Source organism: Streptomyces celluloflavus (genome assembly GCA_000720995.1).
Taxonomy (GTDB): Bacteria; Actinomycetota; Actinomycetes; order Streptomycetales; family Streptomycetaceae; genus Streptomyces; species Streptomyces celluloflavus.
Genome location: JOEL01000031.1, coordinates 36,703 through 55,443, shown reverse-complemented (window position 1 = coordinate 55,443; position 18,741 = coordinate 36,703). Strand labels below are relative to the sequence as shown.

General features: G+C 68.7%; 25 protein-coding genes. 3 read left to right on the top strand and 22 right to left on the bottom strand.

The features are described 5' to 3' along the window. Nucleotides 1–58 precede the first annotated feature (58 nt). On the top strand, nt 59–457 hold the full coding sequence (locus tag IH09_RS24555) for a YidB family protein (RefSeq protein WP_052859644.1): 399 nt from the start codon (nt 59–61) through the stop codon (nt 455–457). Nucleotides 458–718: 261 nt separating this feature from the next. On the opposite strand, the gene IH09_RS24550 is transcribed toward IH09_RS24555, so the two are convergent. Continuing rightward, the gene (locus IH09_RS24550; protein WP_052859643.1) at nt 719–1,042 is read right to left on the bottom strand and encodes a hypothetical protein; all 324 of its coding nucleotides are present in this window, start codon (nt 1,040–1,042) and stop codon (nt 719–721) included. Between the two features lie 225 nt (nt 1,043–1,267). Between IH09_RS24550 and coaA the strand changes: the two genes are divergently transcribed. Further along, a complete protein-coding gene (gene coaA, locus IH09_RS24545; RefSeq protein ID WP_052859642.1) occupies nt 1,268–2,257 on the top strand; it encodes a type I pantothenate kinase in 990 nt (329 codons plus the stop codon). A 161-nt stretch (nt 2,258–2,418) separates the two neighbouring features. Here coaA and glmM read toward each other — a convergent pair whose 3' ends face one another. From glmM to IH09_RS24525, 4 genes are all read right to left on the bottom strand, one after another. Continuing rightward, nucleotides 2,419–3,777 (bottom strand): phosphoglucosamine mutase, encoded by a 1,359-nt coding sequence (gene glmM / locus IH09_RS24540; protein WP_052859641.1) that lies wholly within the window; start codon nt 3,775–3,777, stop codon nt 2,419–2,421. A 139-nt stretch (nt 3,778–3,916) separates the two neighbouring features. Beyond that, nucleotides 3,917–4,432: a 30S ribosomal protein S9 gene (gene rpsI / locus IH09_RS24535; RefSeq protein ID WP_052859640.1), complete on the bottom strand. Its 516-nt coding sequence runs from the start codon at nt 4,430–4,432 to the stop codon at nt 3,917–3,919. Nucleotides 4,433–4,473: 41 nt separating this feature from the next. Further along, nucleotides 4,474–4,917 carry a 50S ribosomal protein L13 gene (rplM, locus tag IH09_RS24530; RefSeq protein WP_052859639.1) on the bottom strand — a complete coding sequence of 148 codons (444 nt, stop codon included), beginning with the start codon at nt 4,915–4,917 and terminating at the stop codon, nt 4,474–4,476. A 305-nt stretch (nt 4,918–5,222) separates the two neighbouring features. Then, nucleotides 5,223–6,842 (bottom strand): ABC-F family ATP-binding cassette domain-containing protein, encoded by a 1,620-nt coding sequence (locus IH09_RS24525; protein ID WP_052859638.1) that lies wholly within the window; start codon nt 6,840–6,842, stop codon nt 5,223–5,225. Nucleotides 6,843–6,898: 56 nt separating this feature from the next. Between IH09_RS24525 and IH09_RS24520 the strand changes: the two genes are divergently transcribed. Continuing rightward, the gene (locus IH09_RS24520) at nt 6,899–7,735 is read left to right on the top strand and encodes a hypothetical protein (protein WP_052859637.1); all 837 of its coding nucleotides are present in this window, start codon (nt 6,899–6,901) and stop codon (nt 7,733–7,735) included. Between the two features lie 64 nt (nt 7,736–7,799). Here IH09_RS24520 and truA read toward each other — a convergent pair whose 3' ends face one another. The 17 genes from truA to rpsH form a co-directional block, all read right to left on the bottom strand. Then, nucleotides 7,800–8,651, bottom strand: coding sequence for a tRNA pseudouridine(38-40) synthase TruA (truA, locus tag IH09_RS24515; RefSeq protein ID WP_052859636.1), 852 nt, complete (start codon nt 8,649–8,651; stop codon nt 7,800–7,802). 125 nt (nt 8,652–8,776) lie between these two features. Next, complete coding sequence (rplQ, locus tag IH09_RS24510; protein ID WP_052859635.1) at nt 8,777–9,268, bottom strand: 50S ribosomal protein L17; 492 nt, start codon at nt 9,266–9,268, stop codon at nt 8,777–8,779. A gap of 93 nt (nt 9,269–9,361) precedes the next feature. Then, the gene (locus tag IH09_RS24505; RefSeq protein WP_003956430.1) at nt 9,362–10,384 is read right to left on the bottom strand and encodes a DNA-directed RNA polymerase subunit alpha; all 1,023 of its coding nucleotides are present in this window, start codon (nt 10,382–10,384) and stop codon (nt 9,362–9,364) included. A gap of 108 nt (nt 10,385–10,492) precedes the next feature. After that, nucleotides 10,493–11,119 (bottom strand): 30S ribosomal protein S4, encoded by a 627-nt coding sequence (rpsD, locus tag IH09_RS24500; RefSeq protein ID WP_052859634.1) that lies wholly within the window; start codon nt 11,117–11,119, stop codon nt 10,493–10,495. A 26-nt stretch (nt 11,120–11,145) separates the two neighbouring features. Continuing rightward, nucleotides 11,146–11,550, bottom strand: a complete 405-nt coding sequence (rpsK, locus tag IH09_RS24495; RefSeq protein ID WP_004571845.1) for a 30S ribosomal protein S11 — start codon at nt 11,548–11,550, stop codon at nt 11,146–11,148. A 102-nt stretch (nt 11,551–11,652) separates the two neighbouring features. Continuing rightward, nucleotides 11,653–12,033, bottom strand: a complete 381-nt coding sequence (gene rpsM / locus IH09_RS24490) for a 30S ribosomal protein S13 (RefSeq protein WP_006604894.1) — start codon at nt 12,031–12,033, stop codon at nt 11,653–11,655. Between the two features lie 200 nt (nt 12,034–12,233). Next, on the bottom strand, nt 12,234–12,347 hold the full coding sequence (gene rpmJ, locus IH09_RS24485; protein WP_003956441.1) for a 50S ribosomal protein L36: 114 nt from the start codon (nt 12,345–12,347) through the stop codon (nt 12,234–12,236). Nucleotides 12,348–12,407: 60 nt separating this feature from the next. Beyond that, nucleotides 12,408–12,629: a translation initiation factor IF-1 gene (gene infA, locus IH09_RS24480; protein WP_003956442.1), complete on the bottom strand. Its 222-nt coding sequence runs from the start codon at nt 12,627–12,629 to the stop codon at nt 12,408–12,410. Nucleotides 12,630–12,824: 195 nt separating this feature from the next. Next, on the bottom strand, nt 12,825–13,667 hold the full coding sequence (gene map / locus IH09_RS24475; RefSeq protein WP_052859633.1) for a type I methionyl aminopeptidase: 843 nt from the start codon (nt 13,665–13,667) through the stop codon (nt 12,825–12,827). A 143-nt stretch (nt 13,668–13,810) separates the two neighbouring features. Continuing rightward, nucleotides 13,811–14,464, bottom strand: coding sequence for an adenylate kinase (locus IH09_RS24470; RefSeq protein ID WP_052859632.1), 654 nt, complete (start codon nt 14,462–14,464; stop codon nt 13,811–13,813). Beyond that, a complete protein-coding gene (gene secY / locus IH09_RS24465; protein WP_052859631.1) occupies nt 14,464–15,777 on the bottom strand; it encodes a preprotein translocase subunit SecY in 1,314 nt (437 codons plus the stop codon). Before secY ends, IH09_RS24470 begins: the two co-directional genes overlap by 1 nt. A 227-nt stretch (nt 15,778–16,004) precedes the next feature. Continuing rightward, nucleotides 16,005–16,460 (bottom strand): 50S ribosomal protein L15, encoded by a 456-nt coding sequence (gene rplO, locus IH09_RS24460; protein WP_052859630.1) that lies wholly within the window; start codon nt 16,458–16,460, stop codon nt 16,005–16,007. Between the two features lies 1 nt (nt 16,461). Then, nucleotides 16,462–16,644, bottom strand: coding sequence for a 50S ribosomal protein L30 (rpmD, locus tag IH09_RS24455; protein ID WP_052859629.1), 183 nt, complete (start codon nt 16,642–16,644; stop codon nt 16,462–16,464). Beyond that, entirely contained in the window at nt 16,644–17,246 is a 603-nt protein-coding gene (rpsE, locus tag IH09_RS24450) for a 30S ribosomal protein S5 (RefSeq protein WP_006604888.1), read from the bottom strand. The genes rpmD and rpsE overlap by 1 nt, the downstream gene beginning before the upstream one ends. Nucleotides 17,247–17,292: 46 nt before the next feature. Continuing rightward, nucleotides 17,293–17,676: a 50S ribosomal protein L18 gene (gene rplR / locus IH09_RS24445; RefSeq protein ID WP_052859628.1), complete on the bottom strand. Its 384-nt coding sequence runs from the start codon at nt 17,674–17,676 to the stop codon at nt 17,293–17,295. Nucleotides 17,677–17,679: 3 nt separating this feature from the next. Further along, nucleotides 17,680–18,219 (bottom strand): 50S ribosomal protein L6, encoded by a 540-nt coding sequence (rplF, locus tag IH09_RS24440; protein WP_052859627.1) that lies wholly within the window; start codon nt 18,217–18,219, stop codon nt 17,680–17,682. A gap of 22 nt (nt 18,220–18,241) precedes the next feature. Further along, nucleotides 18,242–18,640 (bottom strand): 30S ribosomal protein S8, encoded by a 399-nt coding sequence (rpsH, locus tag IH09_RS24435; protein WP_052859626.1) that lies wholly within the window; start codon nt 18,638–18,640, stop codon nt 18,242–18,244. Nucleotides 18,641–18,741: the final 101 nt, after the last annotated feature.

The following is an 18,741-nucleotide window of genomic DNA, read 5'->3' as shown; positions in this document are numbered from 1 at the left end:
CCGGACGCGCGGGGTAGGGCTTCGGTGTCACCGTCCCGTTCCAGGAAAGGCGATACCCATGGCAGGCAATGACCTGGGCGGTCTGCTCGACGCACTGCTCGGCGACGGCTCGGGCCGGCTGCTCGGGACGCTGCTCGACGCGGTCGGGGGCACCGGGACCACCGGTGGCGGCGGGAATCCGCTGGACGGGCTCCTCGCCGAGCTGCGGGAAGGCGGTATGGCCGACCAGGTCCAATCCTGGGTGGGGACGGGCGCGAACCGGCCCATCAGCGGTCCCGAGATCGCGCAGGCCCTGCCCTATCAGGCACTCGACCACGTCGCCCAGCAGGCCGGCGTCTCCCCGGAGGAGGCCGCCGACCGGATCGCCGCGACGCTCCCGCCCGCGGTCGACAAGCTCACCCCGGCGGGCGAACTGCCGCAGGGGTCCCTGGAGGACCTGATCCGGCAGCGGATGTGACGGGCGGCGGGCGGCGGGCGAGGCTCGGCAGTCAGCGGGCGGCGGCCAGCGGGCGGCGCTCGGCCATCAGCGGACGGCGGCCAGTGGTCGGCGCTCAGCGGCCAGCGGCCAGCGATCTACGGTCCGCGGTCAGCGGTTGACGGCGACGGCGATGGCTTCCGGATGACGGCGGTGACCACGGGTCATCCGCGATGGCCGGAGGTCACCGGCGCTCGGCCGCGACACCCGCCCCCGTCCACGCCCCGCCCCGTCCACGCCCCCTCAGCGCCCCCGCTCGATCCGGTCGAGTGCCCCCCGTACCGTCTCCAGGAGCTCCGCCTCCTCGTCCTCGTCCACGCCGGGCCGGCTGCCCGGTTCGTAGTGCTCCAGGAAGTCGGCGAGGTCCTCCCCCAGGTCCTCGTCGGGGAGTTCCTCGGCCAGCTCGGCGTGGATCCGGGCCGCCGGCGCGTCCGTCGCCGCGTCCCCGGCCGTCTTCCTCGTCCCCTCCGCCCCCGGGCCGTCGCCCGGGGACCGGTTCCTCCCGCGGGCCGCCTTGCGCAGCAGCCCTGACAGGCGCGGTCGCACGCCCACCCCCATATTCGTCATGTTGCCTATCCGGCCCGTACCCGGCGCCGTCGCTTCATACGGCCCGTACGGGCGCCGTCCCCGCTGCCGACCGTACCGGCGAGCAGCCGCCGGGTACACCGGTTACGGACACGCCGGACGGCGTACGCCCCGGCCCGCGCCCCCGGCGCGGCGTACGGGAACCCGCGCCCCGCACAGGGACCACCCCGATATGAACCGCGCGACGCGCCTGCGCACAATGGGCGCGTGCCCCTCACGACAGAGCCGCAGCAACGACGCCGCGCCGACAGCTCCCCGTACGTCGATCTGACGCGTGCGGAGTGGAGCGCCCTGCGCGAGAAGACCCCGCTGCCGCTGACCGCTGCGGAGGTCGAGAAGCTGCGCGGTCTCGGCGACGTCATCGACCTCGACGAGGTGCGCGACGTCTACCTCCCGCTCTCCCGCCTGCTCAACCTCTACGTCGGCGCCACCAGCAATCTGCGCGGCGCGCTGAACACCTTCCTCGGCGACGCGGGCGGCGGCCACGGCGCACAGCCCGGCACCCCGTTCGTCATAGGGGTCGCGGGCAGCGTCGCGGTCGGCAAGTCCACCGCCGCCCGGCTCCTCCAGGCGCTGCTGGCCCGCTGGCCCGAGCACCCGCGCGTGGAGCTGGTCACCACCGACGGGTTCCTCTTTCCCAACGCCGAGCTGCAAGAGCGCGGTCTGATGTCCCGTAAGGGCTTCCCGGAGTCCTACGACCGCCGGGCGCTGACCCGCTTCGTCGCCGATGTGAAGTCCGGCAAGGCCGAGGTCACCGCCCCGGTTTACTCACATCTGATCTACGACATCGTGCCCGGCGAACGGCTGACCGTGCACCGCCCGGACATCCTCATCGTCGAGGGCCTGAACGTCCTCCAGCCGGCGCTGCCCGGCAAGGACGGCCGCACCCGCCTGGGCCTGGCCGACTTCTTCGACTTCTCCGTCTACGTCGACGCGCGCACCGAGGACATCGAGCGGTGGTACCTCGGCCGGTTCCGCAAACTGCGCGAGACCGCCTTCCAGAACCCGTTCTCGTACTTCCGCAAGTACACCCAGGTCTCCGAGGAGGAGGCGCTGGAGTACGCCCGGATGATCTGGCGCACCGTCAACAAGCCCAATCTCCAGCAGAATGTCGCGCCCACCCGCAGCCGCGCCAACCTGGTGCTGCGCAAGAGCGGCGACCACAAAGTGCAGCGGCTGTCCCTGCGCAAGCTCTGAACTCCGGCCCGCCGGCCGGTATTCGTACGGCGCCGGTGCGGCGCGCGCCCCGGCCCGCCAACGCGAAACGGGCGGGTTCCCGGCCGTAATGGCCACGAACCCGCCCGCGAGGCAACCGTCCGGCGCCCCGTCCCGCACCGGGCGGACCCGGCGCCGTCCGGTCAGCCGAGCGCCGACTTCACCGCGTCCGCGAGCCGCCCCGCGACGGCCCGCGCCTGCTCGATGTCCGCGGCCTCGACCATCACCCGTACGAGCGGCTCGGTGCCGGACGGACGGAGCAGCACCCGACCGGTCGCACCCAGCTCCCGCTCCGCCTCGGCGACCGCGGTGGTCAGCTCGGGCGAGGTGGCCACCCGCGACTTGTCGACGTCCGGGACGTTGATGAGGATCTGCGGCAGCCGCTCCATGACGCCCGCCAGCTCCCCGAGGGACCGGCCGGTGGCCGCGACCCGGGCGGCCAGCATCAGACCGGTCAGCGTGCCGTCACCGGTCGTGGCGTGGTCCAGCACGATGACGTGCCCGGACTGCTCACCGCCCAGCGCGAAGCCGCCCGCCTTCATCTCCTCCAGGACGTAGCGGTCGCCGACCCCGGTCTGCACGAACTCGATGCCCTCGCGCTCCATGGCCAGCTTGAAGCCCAGGTTGGACATGACGGTGGCGACGACGGTGTTCTTGCGCAGCACACCGGCCTCGCGCATACCGAGCGCGAGGACGGCCAGGATCTGGTCGCCGTCGATCTCGTTGCCCGCACCGTCCACGGCCAGGCAGCGGTCCGCGTCACCGTCGTGCGCCACACCCAGGTCGGCGCCGTGCTCGACGACGGCCTCGCGCAGCAGCCGCAGATGGGTGGAGCCGCAGCCGTCGTTGATGTTCAGGCCGTCGGGCTCGGTGCCGATGGGGATGACCTCGGCGCCGGCCCGCGCGAACGCCTCGGGCGAGACCCGCGCCGCCGCGCCGTGCGCACCGTCGATGACGATCTTCAGCCCGTCCAGGCGGTTGGGCAGCACGCCGATCAGGTGCGCGACGTAGTTGTCGAAGCCCTCGTCGTACACCGTCACCCGGCCCACCCCGGCGCCGGTCGGCCGCTCCCACGGCTCACCGGTGCGGTGCGAACGGTAGGTCTTCTCGATACGGTCCTCCAGCTCGTCGGCGAGCTTGTGGCCGCCGCGGGCGAAGAACTTGATGCCGTTGTCGGGCATCGGGTTGTGGCTGGCGGAGAGCATCACGCCGAGGTCCGCGCCGAGCGATCCGGTCAGATACGCGACGGCCGGGGTCGGCAGCACGCCCACCCGCAGCACGTCCACGCCGGCGCTGGCCAGCCCCGCGACGACGGCGGCTTCCAGGAACTCTCCCGACGCACGCGGATCGCGTCCGACCACCGCCACCGGCCGGTGACCTTCGAAGGTGCCCGCTTCGGCGAGCACATGCGCCGCAGCGACCGACAGACCGAGCGCGAGCTCCGCCGTCAGATCCGCATTGGCGACACCGCGCACACCGTCCGTGCCGAAGAGTCGTCCCACTGGTGTCCTCCGAGTAGATGAGCTTGGACCAGAACCTGAAGTCCAGGTATACGCCCCTGGTCGCGGATAGCCGAACGCCCCGGCAGCACGGAAGTGCCACCGGGGCGTTCGCCAAGAGCTGCCGTCGCAGCGAGCGCGATTAGCGCTTGCTGTACTGGGGCGCCTTGCGGGCCTTCTTGAGACCGGCCTTCTTGCGCTCGACCGCACGGTCGTCGCGCTTGAGGAAGCCGGCCTTCTTCAGCGGGGCGCGGTTGTTGTCGACGTCCGCCTCGTTCAGCGCACGGGCGACGCCCAGACGCAGCGCACCGGCCTGGCCGGAGATGCCGCCACCGGAGATCCGGGCGACGACGTCGTAGCGGTTGTCGAGCTCCAGCACCTTGAAGGGCTCGTTGACTTCCTGCTGGTGCACCTTGTTGGGGAAGTAGCCCTCAAGGGTGCGACCGTTGATCTTCCACTGACCGGTGCCCGGAACGATCCGGACGCGGGCGATGGCGTTCTTGCGACGGCCCAGGCCGGCGGCCGGCTGGGGGTCGCCGAAACGGGAGGCGAGGGACTCGGAGGTGTACTCCGACTCGACGACCTCGGTCTCGGTGGTGTACTCCTCGACGGCCGTCTCTTCGTCGAGGACGGGGGTCTCAGGGGTGGTCTCGGCCACGATGCTCCTCAGATTCTTTTCGTCTTAGGGGGTGGCCGGACTTACTGCGCGACCTGGGTGATCTCGAACGGGACCGGCTGCTGCGCAGCGTGCGGGTGCTCGGCGCCCGCGTAGACCTTCAGCTTCGAGAGCATCTGACGGCCGAGGGTGTTCTTGGGGATCATGCCCTTGATGGCCTTCTCGACGGCCTTCTCGGGGTTCTTCTCAAGCAGCTCGTCATAGCGGACGGAGCGCAGGCCACCCGGGAAACCGGAGTGGCGGTAGGCCATCTTCTGGCTCCGCTTGTTGCCGGACAGGTGCACCTTCTCGGCGTTGACGATGATGACGAAGTCACCCATGTCAACGTGCGGCGCGTACACCGGCTTGTGCTTGCCCCTCAGGAGGGACGCGGCCTGGGAGGCCAGACGGCCCAGGACAACGTCCTGCGCGTCAATGATGTGCCACTGGCGCTGGACATCGCCGGGCTTGGGGCTGAACGTACGCACGGTCGTAGCCTTCGCTTCTTCAGTGATGGGGTCTCCCCGAGCCCGCGAGGGCCGGGAGGACGGGTCCTGTACTGGTCACCACGGTCGATCACACCAGCTGTGGCGGTACTACGGGTGACGCAACCCGATCGAACGCCGCTGGTCATCGGCCTGGTGGACCGGCGTAAGGGCCCCTCACGTGAGATAGAGCAAGCCAATACGCATAACGAACTGGCAGAATACCGGCCCGCCCCCGGCCGGGTCAAAACGCGCCCCGAACCCCCGTACGAGCACGGCCGCGCCACCCCCTCGCCCGGCCGCCCCGGCTACCGCTTCCGCGCCACCCGGCGCTCGTCCCAGACCGGCTCCGGCGTCTCCCGCACCCGGCCGTCCTGCCCGAAGACCAGATAGCGGTCGAAGGAGCGGGCGAACCACCGGTCGTGCGTCACGGCCAGCACCGTCCCCTCGTACGCCTCCAGCCCCTCCTGCAGCGCCTCCGCCGACTCCAGGTCCAGGTTGTCCGTCGGCTCGTCCAGCAGCAGCGCCGTGGTGCCCGACAGCTCCAGCAGCAGGATCTGGAAGCGCGCCTGCTGACCGCCGGAGAGCCGCTCGAAGCGCTGCTCGGCCTGGCGCTCCAGCTCATATCGGCGCAGCGCGCTCATCGCCCTGCCGCGGTCCTTGGCGTGCTCGGTCCACAGGATCTCCAGCAGCGTGCGCCCCTCCAGCTCGGGATGGGCGTGCGTCTGCGCGAAATGGCCCGGGACGACGCGGGCGCCCAGCTTCCACCCGCCCGTGTGCGCCACGTCCTCCCCGGCCAGCAGCCGCAGGAAGTGCGATTTGCCGGAGCCGTTGGAGCCCAGCACGGCCACCCGCTCGCCGTAGAAGACCTCCAGGTCGAACGGCTGCATCAGCCCGGTCAGCGTCAGGCCCTCACAGGTGATCGCGCGCACGCCGGTCCGGCCGCCGTGCAGCCGCATCGTGATCTCCTGCTCGCGCGGCGGCTCCGGCGGCGGGCCGATCTCCTGGAACTTGCGCAGCCGGGTCTGCGCCGCCTGATAGCGCGAGGCCATCACATCGCTGCGCGCCGCGTACTGCTGCATGTCCAGCACCAGCCGCTTGAGCTGCGCGTGCTTCTCGTCCCAGCGCCGCCGCAGCTCCTCGAAGCGCGCGAACCGCTCCTTGCGCGCCGCGTGATACGTCGCGAAACCGCCGCCGTGCACCCAGACCTCGGAGCCCGTGGGGCTCGTCTCGACGCTGACGATCTTCTCCGCGGCGCGGGCCAGCAGCTCCCGGTCGTGGCTGACGAACAGCACCGTCTTCTTCGTCTCGCGGAGCCGGTCCTCCAGCCACCGCTTGCCCGGCACGTCCAGATAGTTGTCCGGCTCGTCCAGCAGCAGCACCTCGTCCGCACCGCGCAGCAGCGACTCCAGCACCAGCCGCTTCTGCTCACCGCCGGAGAGCGTGCGCACCTGGCGCCACTGCGCCTTCTCGTACGGGATGCCGAGGGCGGCCATCGTGCACATGTCCCAGACCGTCTCGGCCTCGTAGCCGCGCGCCTCCGCCCAGTCACTGAGCGCCTGCGCGTACGCCATCTGCGCGGCCTCGTCGTCCGAGGTCATGATCGCCAGCTCCGCGGCGTCCACCGCCGCGGCCGCCGTCCGGATCCGCGGCGACGCCACGGAGACCAGCAGGTCACGCACGGTCCGCTCATCGCGCACCGAACCGACGAACTGCGGCATCACGCCCAGCCCCCCGCTGACCGTCACCGACCCCCCGTGCGGCTGCAGCTCCCCCGCGATCAGCCGCAGCAGCGTCGTCTTGCCGGCGCCGTTGGCCCCCACCAGCGCCACCGACGCGCCCTCGCCCACCCGGAAGGACACGTCCCCCAGCAGGACCCGCCCGTCCGGCAGGTAGTACTCCAGATGCCCGGCCTCCACATGTCCCATGGTCTGGATTGTCACCGCCCGGCACCCTTTCGGCCAAGCGCATTAAGATGCGCGCCATGAGCTTTGGGCAAGGGGGGCCGTTCGGCGGTCCAGGGGGATCCACGCCGGACTGGGACGCACTCGCCGACGAGAGCGCGACACGCTCCCGGCGCAGGCGCTGGCTGCTGATCGGAGGCGGCGCCCTCGCGGCGCTCGCGGTCGCCGCCATCGTCGCCACCGCCGTCATCACCAGCGGCAAGGACAGCAAGGCGACCGCCCTGCCCGCGGCCCCCGACCTGCCCAAGGAACCGACCGCCAAGCCGTCCTTCCCGGATGTCTCGGTGCCGCCCCCGCCGGACCCCCGGGACTACATCTCCGACCCGGCGAAGGACACCGCGCCGCTCACCCCCGCCACCCTCTTCCCCGACGAGAACATGATCGTCGGCGAGCACAGCTACCCGCGCGCGACGGCCTCCGCCACCACGGACTGCACCGCCGCCGCCCAGGGCGCGCTCGGCTCCCTGCTCGCCGGCAACGGCTGCACGCAGGTGCTGCGCGCCACCTACGCCAAGGACGGCGTCGCGGTCACCGTCGGCGTCGCGGTCTTCCCCACCCCGGCCAAGGCCGCCAAGGTCAGGGACCAGACCAAGCCCAATCTCGCCCCGCTGGTCGGTGGCGGGGTGCCGGCCGCCTTCTGCCAGGGCACCCGCTGCCGTACGACCACCAACGCCACCGGCCGCTACGCCTACTTCACGATCTCCGGCTACACCGACGGCAAGGCCGTCACCGAGTCCGAGACCCTGGCCCAGCAGATCGGCCGGGACGGCGCCTCGTACGCCTTCACCCGGATCACCCAGCGCGGCAAGGACCAGGCCGCGAAGGCCGCGGAAGAGCAGCTCAAGTCGCAGTCCTGACGGCGAGGGCCGGGCCCCGGGCCCGCCGGGGAGCACTCCCGGCTGCCGGGGCCCCGCGCCCGCCTCAGCAGCAGCCGCGCCCCGGCAGCGTCCGCTTGTTCCGCGCCTCCTGGTTGCGCGCCATCAGCAGCTCGTCGGCCGGATAGCCGACCTCCTCCAGCGTCAGCCCGTGCGGCCGCACCACGTGCACCGCCGAGTCCCGCACCCCCGCCGCCAGGACCTTCCCGGCCCACTCCACCGGCCGGTGCCCGTCCCCGACGAACAGCAGCGCGCCCACCAGCGACCGCACCATGTTGTGACAGAACGCGTCCGCCCGCACCGTCGCCGTCACGATCCCGTCCGCGTCCCGCACCCAGCTCAGCTCCTGGAGCGTGCGGATCGTCGTGGCACCCTCGCGCCGTTTGCAGTACGCCGCGAAGTCGTGCTCCCCCAGCAGCGCCCGGGACGCCGCGTTCATCGCCGCGACGTCCAGTGCCCAGTCGTGCCACAGCACATGGCCGCGCAGCAGCGGGTCCACGCCCCCGGGGTGATCGCTCACCCGGTACGCGTACCGGCGCCAGATGGCCGAGAACCGCGCGTTGAACCCGTACGGCGCCTCCGCGACCCGCCACACCCGGATGTCCTTGGGCAGCCGCCCGGCCAGCCGGCGCCGCAGATGCTCACCGTGCTCGGCCCACACCGCCTGCGGCAGGTCCACATGCGCCACCTGGCCGCGTGCGTGCACCCCGGCGTCCGTCCGCCCCGCGACGGTCAGCTCGTACGTCTCCTGTGACCGGGTCACGGTCCGCAGCGCGGTCTCCAACTCCCCCTGGACGGTGCGCCGTTCGCGCTGCTTCGCCCAGCCGGAGAAGTCCTTCCCGTCATACGAAAGATCCAGCCGCACCCGGACGTATCCGGGCTCCACCTCATCACTCACACCGCACTCCTCTCACACCCCGCACGCCACACATCTACTACCTGCCAACCTGCCGACCCGCCCGGACAAACGGAACGGGCCCGCTCCCCCGAAAGGAAACGGACCCGTCCGCGACACAGTCAGCCTCAGGCGTCCTTGGACTCCTCGGCCGGCGCCTCGTCGGCCTTGGCCGCAACGGCCTCGTCCTTCTTCAGCGCGTCTTCCTTGACCGCACGCTTGGTGGCGGCCTCGGCCTCACCGGTGGCCTGCTGGGCCACGGTCAGGGCCTCCACCAGCTCGATGACGGCCATGGGAGCGTTGTCGCCACGGCGGTTACCGATCTTGGTGATCCGGGTGTAGCCACCCGGGCGGTTCTCGAACCGCGGACCGATCTCGGTGAAGAGCGTGTGCACGACGCTCTTGTCCGAGATCAGCTGCATGACCTGACGGCGGTTGTGCAGGTCGCCCTTCTTCGCCTTGGTCACCAGACGCTCGGCGTAGGGGCGCAGCCGGCGCGCCTTGGCCTCGGTCGTCTTGATGCGACCGTGCTCGAAGAGAGCGGTGGCCAGGTTGCGCAGCATGAGCCGCTCGTGGGCGGCGCCGCCACCCAGACGAGCACCCTTGGCGGGCTTCGGCATGTGTTTCTCCTTCATTGCTGCACCGGCCGTATCAGGTACCGGTGTCAGTTCCCGCGAGGCGGCCGCCCCGCGGAAGATTCACGAGCCCGCGGCTCAGTACTGCTCGGTCTCCACGAACCCGGCGTCCGCGTCGTCGTCGGCGCCGAAGGCGTCGGCGGCGGCGGTCGGGTCGAATCCGGGCGGGCTGTCCTTGAGCGCCAGGCCCATACCGGCCAGCTTCGCCTTGACCTCGTCGATCGACTTCGCACCGAAGTTGCGGATGTCGAGCAGGTCCGCCTCGGAGCGGGCGACGAGCTCGCCCACCGAGTGGATGCCCTCGCGCTTGAGGCAGTTGTACGACCGAACGGTGAGCTCCAGCTCCTCGATCGGCAGCGCCAGGTCGGCGGCCAGGGCGGCGTCCGTGGGCGAGGGGCCCATGTCGATGCCCTCGGCGTCGATGTTGAGCTCGCGCGCCAGACCGAACAGCTCGACCAGGGTCTTACCGGCCGACGCCATGGCGTCGCGCGGACGCATGGCCTGCTTGGTCTCGACGTCGACGATCAGCTTGTCGAAGTCGGTGCGCTGCTCGACACGGGTCGCCTCGACCTTGTAGGTGACCTTGAGCACCGGCGAGTAGATGGAGTCGACCGGGATCCGGCCGATCTCCTGGCCCACCTGCTTGTTCTGGACGGCGGAGACATAGCCGCGACCGCGCTCGACGGTCAGCTCCATCTCCAGCTTGCCCTTGCCGTTGAGCGTGGCGAGGACCAGGTCCGGGTTGTGCACCTCGACACCGGCCGGGGGCGCGATGTCGGCAGCGGTGACCAGGCCGGGACCCTGCTTGCGCAGGTACATCACGACCGGCTCGTCGTGCTCCGAGGAGACGACCAGCTGCTTGATGTTGAGGATGAGGTCGGTGACGTCCTCCTTGACGCCCGGCACGGTGGTGAACTCGTGCAGGACACCGTCGATGCGGATGGACGTGACCGCCGCACCCGGAATCGAGGAGAGGAGCGTACGACGCAGGGAGTTGCCGAGGGTGTAGCCGAAGCCCGGCTCCAGCGGCTCGATCACGAACCGTGAGCGGTACTCGTCGACGACCTCTTCGGTCAGCGAGGGGCGCTGAGCGATCAGCATGTTTCGATCCTTCAGTCGTGGGCGCCCGCTATTTGACGCCCTCTGTACTACATAAGGGTACGGGCGGTACGGCGCCAATGGCTCCGTACCGCCCGGACCATTGAGCTGCTACTTGGAGTAGAGCTCAACGATCAGCTGCTCCTGCACCTGGGTGTCGATCACCGGGCGCTCGGGCAGGGAGTGCACGAGGATCCGCAGGTTCGACGGGATCGCTTCCAGCCACGCCGGAACGGTCTTGTCGCCTGCCTCGGCCTGCGCCACCGCGAACGGGGTCAGGTTCCGGGAGCCCTCGCGGACCTCGATGATGTCGTTCGCAGCCACACGGGCCGACGGAATGTCGGTCTTGCGGCCGTTCACGTTGATGTGTCCGTGACGGACCAGCTGACGGGCGTGGTCGCGGGACTTGGCGAAGCCGGCCCGGTAGACCACGTTGTCGAGACGAGTCTCAAGGATGCGCAGAAGGTTCTCACCGGTCTTGCCGGACTTCTGGTTCGCTTCCTTGTAGTAGTTCACGAACTGCTTCTCAAGGACACCGTAGATACGGCTGCACTTCTGCTTCTCACGAAGCTGGAGCAGGTACTCGCTGTCCTTGGTGCGCCCGCGTCCGTGCTCACCCGGGGGGTAAGGACGGATCTCGATCGGGCACTTTGCGCTCTCACACTTGCTGCCCTTGAGGAACAGCTTCTGCTTCTCCCGACGGCAACGCTTGCAGTCGGCCCCGGTGTAACGCGCCATATTGTCTTGTCTCCTACTTCAGCTGGTCAGACGCGGCGGCGCTTGGGCGGGCGGCATCCGTTGTGCGGGGTGGGGGTGACGTCCTGGATCGAACCCACCTCGAGGCCGGTGGCCTGGAGGGAGCGGATCGCGGTCTCACGGCCGGAGCCGGGACCCTTGACGAAGACGTCGACCTTGCGCATGCCGTGCTCCTGCGCGCGGCGGGCGGCCGACTCGGCGGCCATCTGCGCGGCGAAGGGGGTGGACTTGCGCGAGCCCTTGAAGCCGACGTGGCCGGCAGAGGCCCAGGAGATCACGTTGCCCGTGGGGTCGGTGATCGAAACGATGGTGTTGTTGAACGTGCTCTTGATGTGAGCGTGCCCGTGGGCGACGTTCTTCTTCTCCTTGCGGCGCACCTTCTTGGCGCCGGCCGTACGGCCCTTCGGAGGCATGAATTTCTCCCGTGGAGGTGGTCGGTCCTACTACTCGGACCGCGGTGACCTGCGATGACCTGGAGGTCGCCCTCCGGAACACCGCAGTGCGTCCGGTGAGGACTACTTCTTGCCCGGCTTCTTCTTGCCGGCGATCGCGCGACGCGGACCCTTGCGGGTACGGGCGTTCGTGCTGGTGCGCTGACCGTGCACCGGCAGACCGCGACGGTGACGCAGACCCTGGTAGCAGCCGATCTCGACCTTGCGGCGGATGTCGGCCTGGATCTCGCGACGGAGGTCACCCTCGGTCTTGAGGTTGTTGTCCACGTACTCGCGGATCTTGACCAGGTCTTCCTCGGCCAGGTCGCGGACCCGGGTGTCCGGGTTCACGCCGGTGGCGGCGAGGGTCTGCTGGGACAGCGTCCGCCCGATACCGAAGACGTAGGTGAGGGCGACCTCCACACGCTTTTCGCGCGGGAGATCAACGCCTGCGAGGCGTGCCATTGATGTGGCTCCTGATGGCTATTCGGAGGTCTTCCGCAGCACCTTTCCCGTAAGACTCTGAAGAATTACGAGCCGGGTCCCCGGCCTCCGAGCCGAGGGTGTCGTCCCCACGCGACAGATGCGGGGGTCGGGTGACTGCTTATGTACGTATGTGCTTGCGTCGCGCGAAGAACTGCGAAATGCAGGTCGGTCGGCGTGCGTCAGCCCTGGCGCTGCTTGTGGCGCAGGTTGTCGCAGATGACCATGACCCGGCCGTGACGGCGGATCACCTTGCACTTGTCGCAGATCTTCTTGACGCTCGGCTTGACCTTCATGGGATGTGAGGTTCTCCGGGTCAGTGCCGTCACCCCACGGGAGCGGGGCGGCGACAAGATCTACTTGTAGCGGTAGACGATCCGGCCACGCGTCAGGTCGTACGGAGAGAGCTCCACCACGACCCGGTCATCCGGGAGGATTCGGATGTAGTGCATCCGCATCTTGCCACTGATGTGCGCGAGGACCTTGTGACCGTTCTGGAGCTCCACCTTGAACATCGCGTTCGGCAGAGACTCGATCACGGTGCCCTCGATCTCGATGGCACCTTGCTTCTTGGCCACGCTTCGCCTTTCGAATCGGCTACCTTGATCGACTCCCCTGCCGCACCTGCTCCGCAAAGCGGGCACACGGATGCACGAGAGCCGACGCGTCAGTCTACGTCAGTGCACACGAAAAGACGAATCCACGATTATTGCCCACGGAAGGCGATCGTTAAGCGTGGGGGAATCCCCTGGTCATGGGGAATCCCCTGGTCATTAAGACCTTGCGGACGGGTCCGGGGCGGTGGTGATGCCCAGCTCGGCGAGTTTGGCCTTGCCGCCGTCCACCGCGGTCAGCACCAGCGGGCCGTTCTCGGTCAGCGCGACCGAGTGCTCCCAGTGCGAGGACCAGCTGCCGTCGTTCGTCTTGACCGTCCACTCGTCGTCCAGGACGTGCGTCTTCGCGGTGCCGAGATTGACCATCGGCTCGATCGCGATGCAGAAACCGGGCACCAGCTTGGGGCCCCGGCCGCGCTTGCGGTCGACGTAGTTCAGCAGGTGCGGGTCCATGTGCATCTGCGATCCGATGCCGTGGCCGCCGTAGTCCTCGACGATGCCGTACTTACCGCCGGCCGGCCGCGGCTGGCGGCGGATGTAGCCCTCGATGGCCTTGGAGATGTCCACCAGCCGGTTGCCCTTGGCGACCGCCGCGATGCCCGCCCACATCGACTCCTCGGTCACCCGGCTGAGCTCGACCAGCTCCGCGGAGTGACCGGACCCGACGAAGGCGGTGTACGCCGCGTCGCCGTGCCAGCCGTCGATGATCGCACCGCAGTCGATGGAGATCAGGTCGCCGTCGCTCAGCACGGTCTCCGTGTCGGGGATGCCGTGCACCACGACATCGTTCACCGAGGTGCAGATCGTCGCGGGGAAGCCGCCGTACCCCAGGAAGTTCGACTTCGCACCGTGCTCGGCCAGCACCTTGCGTGCCGCCTCGTCCAGGTCCTTGGTCGTGGCGCCCGGCACCGCGACCTCACGGGTCGCCGCGTGGATGGCGGCGACGACCAGCCCCGCCTCGCGCATCTTCGCGATCTGCTCCGGGGTCTTGATCTCCACCATGGCGGCTGACGCCTTCCTGAACCGACGACTACGACACTGCGTTTCACGCGTCGGCCGACCGCCGCGCGGGCGCGCCCGCCCTGTACACGATACGGCCGCGGCGCCCTGCCGGGCATCGCGGCCGTATCGGAGTGTGTGCGGCCCTACTCGCCGCGGCCCAGCGCGGCCATCGCCCGCCGGGTGACCTCATCGACCTTGCCGAGGGCCGGGATCGTGATGACCAGGTCCTGGCTCTTGTAGTAGTCGATGATCGGCTCGGTCTCCGTGTGGTAGACCTCCAGGCGCTTGCGCACCGTGTCCTCGCGGTCGTCGTCGCGCTGGTAGAGCTCGCCGCCGCAGGTGTCGCAGACACCCTCGGTGGCCGGCTTCTGGTACTCGACGTGGAAGACGTGCGCCGAGTTGCTGCGGCAGATACGCCGACCGGCGATCCGCTTGACGACCTCGTCCTCGGGGACCTCCAGGTCGAGCACCGCGTCCAGCGCGATGCCCTTGCCCTTGAGGAAGCCGTCGAGCGCCTCGGCCTGCTTGAGGTTGCGCGGGAACCCGTCCAGCAGGAACCCGCCGGCCGTGTCCGGCTGCTCCAGACGGTCCTCGGCCATGCCGATCGTGACCTCGTCCGGCACCAGGTTTCCGTCGTCCATGTAGGACTTCGCCCGAACACCCAGCGGCGTGCCCTCGCTGATGTTGGCGCGGAAGAGGTCGCCCGTGGAGATGTGCGGGATCGCGAGGTTGCCGGCGAGGTACGCGGCCTGCGTACCCTTGCCCGCTCCCGGGGGTCCGACGAGGACGATTCGCATCAGCGGAGGAACCCTTCGTAGTTGCGCTGCTGAAGCTGGCTCTCGATCTGCTTCACGGTCTCCAGACCCACACCCACGATGATCAGGATGCTCGTCCCGCCGAACGGGAAGTTCTGGTTCGCCTGGAACAGCACCAACGCCACTGTTGGTACGAGTGCGATCAGCCCCAGGTACAGCGAGCCCGGCCACGTGATCCGGTTGAGCACGTAGCTGAGGTACTCGGCCGTCGGGCGACCAGCCCGGATGCCCGGGATGAAGCCACCATACTTCTTCATGTTGTCGGCAACTTCTTCGGGGTTGAAGGAGATCGCGACATAGAAGAAGGCGAAGAAGACGATCAGCAGGAAGTACGTAACGATGTAGACCGGGTGATTTCCCTTGGTGAAGTTGGTGGCGATCCAGGTCGCCCACGCCGCCTTCGACCCGCTGAACTGTGCGACCAAGGCCGGAATGTAGAGCAATGACGACGCGAAGATGACGGGAATCACACCGGCCTGATTCACCTTCAGCGGGATGTACGTGGACGTACCGCCATAGGACCGGCGTCCGATCATCCGCTTCGCGTACTGGACCGGAATGCGCCGCTGGGCCTGTTCGACGAAGACCACCAGGGCCACCATCGCCAGTCCCACCAGGATGACCGCGATGAACTCGACCCAGCCGTCGGCGAGCTTGCCGGTGAGCTTGATCTGCCACAGCGCGCCCGGGAAGCTGGCGGCGATCGAGATGAACATCAGGATCGACATGCCGTTGCCGATACCGCGGTCGGTCACCATCTCACCGAGCCACATCACCACGGCCGTACCGGCGGTCATCGTGATGACCATCGTGATGGTGGTGAACATCGAGTCGTTGGGCACGATCTCGCTGGCGACCGGGCAGCCCTGGAAGAGCGCACCGCTGCGGGCGGTGGCCACCAGTCCGGTGCCCTGGAGGATCGCGAGCGCGATGGTCAGATAGCGGGTGTACTGGGTGATCTTCGCCTGGCCGGTCTGGCCCTCTTTCTTGAGGGCTTCCAGCCTGGGGATCACCACGGTCAGCAGCTGGAGGATGATGCTCGCCGTGATGTACGGCATGATCCCCAGCGCGAAGATCGTGATCTGGAGCAGCGCGCCGCCGCTGAACATGTTCACCAGGGCGAACAACTGGTTGTTGGCGCCGGTCTGCTTCACGCAGGCTTCGACGTTCGCGTAGTTCACCCCGGGGATCGGGACATGCGCGCCGATCCGGTAGAGCACGATGATGCCCAACGTGAACAGCAGCTTCTTGCGCAGGTCGGGCGTCTTGAACGCTCGGGCGAACGCGGTGAGCACGGTGCCTCCTGCGCCTCCCGCCTCGGGTGCGAGAGGTGACGGTCTTGAGGATCGACGGATACATAGCGGCCGAATGCCGCACAGCCACAGGCCGTGCGGCGGGGCCCGGAGGTCGCCCTCCGGAAAACAACAGTGCATGCCACCTTACCGGCGACCATGCCCCCTTGGAACGACCAACCGGGGATGCCCCAAACGATGGGCATCCCCGGTCAGTTGAACCAACGAACTCAGATCAGTTCGGTGACGGTGCCGCCGGCAGCGGCGATCTTCTCCTTGGCGGGGCCGGAAACGGCGTCAACCGTCACCTGCAGCGCCACGGAGACCTCGCCGGCGCCGAGCACCTTGACGAGCTCGTTCTTGCGAACCGCACCCTTGGCGACCAGGCCGGCCACCGTGACCTCGCCACCCTGCGGGTAGAGCTCGGCCAGCTTGTCCAGGTTCACCACCTGGAACTGCTTGTGGGCGGGGTTCTTGAAGCCCTTCAGCTTCGGGAGGCGCATGTGGAGGGGCATCTGCCCGCCCTCGAAGCGCTCCGGAACCTGGTAACGGGCCTTCGTGCCCTTGGTACCACGACCAGCGGTCTTACCCTTGGACGCCTCACCACGACCCACACGGGTCTTTGCGGTCTTGGCGCCCGGGGCAGGACGGAGGTTGTGGACCTTCAGCGGGTTGTTCTCCGCCATGTCAGTCGACCTCCTCAACCGTCACGAGGTGGCGGACGGTGTGCACCATTCCGCGGAACTCGGGGCGGTCCTCCTTGACAACCGAGTCGTGCAGGCGCTTGAGCCCGAGCGACCGCAGTGTGTCTCGGTGGTTCTGCTTGCTACCGATGTAGGACTTCGTCTGCGTGATCTTGAGGTGCGCCATTACGCGGTCACCCCGGCACGCGCCCGCAGCAGAGCGGCGGGAGCAACGTCCTCCAGCGGCAGGCCACGACGGGCCGCGATCTCCTCGGGGCGCTGAAGGCCCTGAAGCGCGGTCACCGTGGCGTGCACGATGTTGATCGGGTTCGACGAACCGAGCGACTTGCTCAGCACGTCGTGGATGCCGGCGCACTCCAGAACGGCGCGCACCGGACCACCGGCGATCACACCGGTACCGGGGGAAGCCGGCTTGAGCAGGACGACGCCCGCAGCCTTCTCGCCCTGGATCGGGTGCGGGATGGTGCCCTGGATACGGGGGACCTTGAAGAAGTTCTTCTTGGCCTCTTCCACGCCCTTGGCGATGGCAGCCGGAACTTCCTTGGCCTTGCCGTAACCGACACCTACGGTGCCGTCACCGTCGCCCACCACGACCAGCGCGGTGAAGCTGAAACGGCGACCACCCTTGACAACCTTGGCGACGCGGTTGATCGCGACAACGCGCTCAACGTACGCGGTCTTCTCGGCGGCAGCGCCACCGTCGCGACCCTTCCGGTCCCGCCGCTCGCCGCCACCGGCACCGCTTCCGCGGCGCTGGGGTCCAGCCATTGGATTTACCTCTCTCTGTTACGTCCGCTAGCTCCGGAACCGGGGCTTAGAACTTCAGCCCGGCTTCGCGGGCGGCGTCCGCCAGAGCGGCAATGCGCCCGGCGTACTGGTTGCCACCGCGGTCGAACACGACGGTCTCGACGCCGGCGGCCTTGGCGCGCTCGGCGACCAGGGAACCGACCTGCTTGGCCTGGTCGCCCTTGCTGCCTTCGCCGCCACGGATCGACGCGTCGAGGTGCGACGCCGACGCGAGCGTGTGGCCCGCGATGTCGTCGATGACCTGCGCGGTGATGCCGCGGTTGGAACGCGTCACCACCAGACGCGGGCGGTCGGGCGTACCCGCGATCCGCTTGCGGATGCGGATGTGGCGCCGCTTGAGGGCCGCACCCTTGCGAGCGTTACCCTTCGCGATCTTCACACCGTATGCCATGGCTTACTTACCAGCCTTTCCGACCTTGCGGCGGATGACCTCGCCGGCGTACTTGACGCCCTTGGCCTTGTACGGGTCAGGCTTGCGCAGCTTGCGGATGTTGGCCGCAACCTCGCCCACCTTCTGCTTGTCGATGCCCTCGACGCTGAGCTTGGTCGGGGACTCGACCTTGAAGGTGATGCCTTCGGGAGCCTCGATCACGATGGGGTGGCTGTAGCCGAGCGCGAACTCCAGGTTGGAGCCCTTCGCCTGGACGCGGTAGCCGACACCGCTGATCTCGAGAGCCTTGCTGTAGCCCTGGGTCACGCCGGTGATCATGTTCGCCACCAGCGTGCGGGACAGGCCGTGCAGGGCCTTGTTCTGACGCTCGTCGTTCGGGCGGATGACGTTCAGCACGCCGTCCTCACCCTTGGCGACCTCGATGGGGGCGGCAACGGTGTGCGAGAGGGAACCCTTGGGGCCCTTCACCGCGACCGTGCGGCCATCGATGGTGACGTCCACACCAGCAGGAACCTGGATGGGCAGCTTGCCAATACGCGACATTAGCTATTCCTCCGTTCCCTGGTTACCAGACGTAGGCGAGGACTTCCCCACCCACGCCCTTCTTGCTGGCCTGCTGACCGGTCAGGAGACCGTGGGACGTGGAGATGATCGCCACGCCCAGGCCACCGAGGACCCGCGGCAGGTTGGTGGACTTTGCGTAGACCCGCAGGCCCGGCTTCGAAATCCGCTTGATGCCGGCGATCGAGCGCTCGCGGTTCGGGCCGAACTTCAGCTCGAGGACGAGGTTCTTGCCGACCTCGGCGTCCTCGACCTTCCAGCCGGTGATGTAGCCCTCCTGCTGGAGGATCTCCGCGATGTGCGACTTGATCTTGCTGTGCGGCATCACGACGGTGTCGTGGTACGCCGAGTTCGCGTTACGCAGACGAGTCAGCATGTCCGCGATGGGATCAGTCATGGTCATGAATTGGCCTTCGGCCTCTCTCGCCGGGGTTTCCTATGTGCGCCATCCCTCTCCCCGATCAGAGTCGGGACGGGTGCGGCGCGGGGACCTACGGCGTAGTA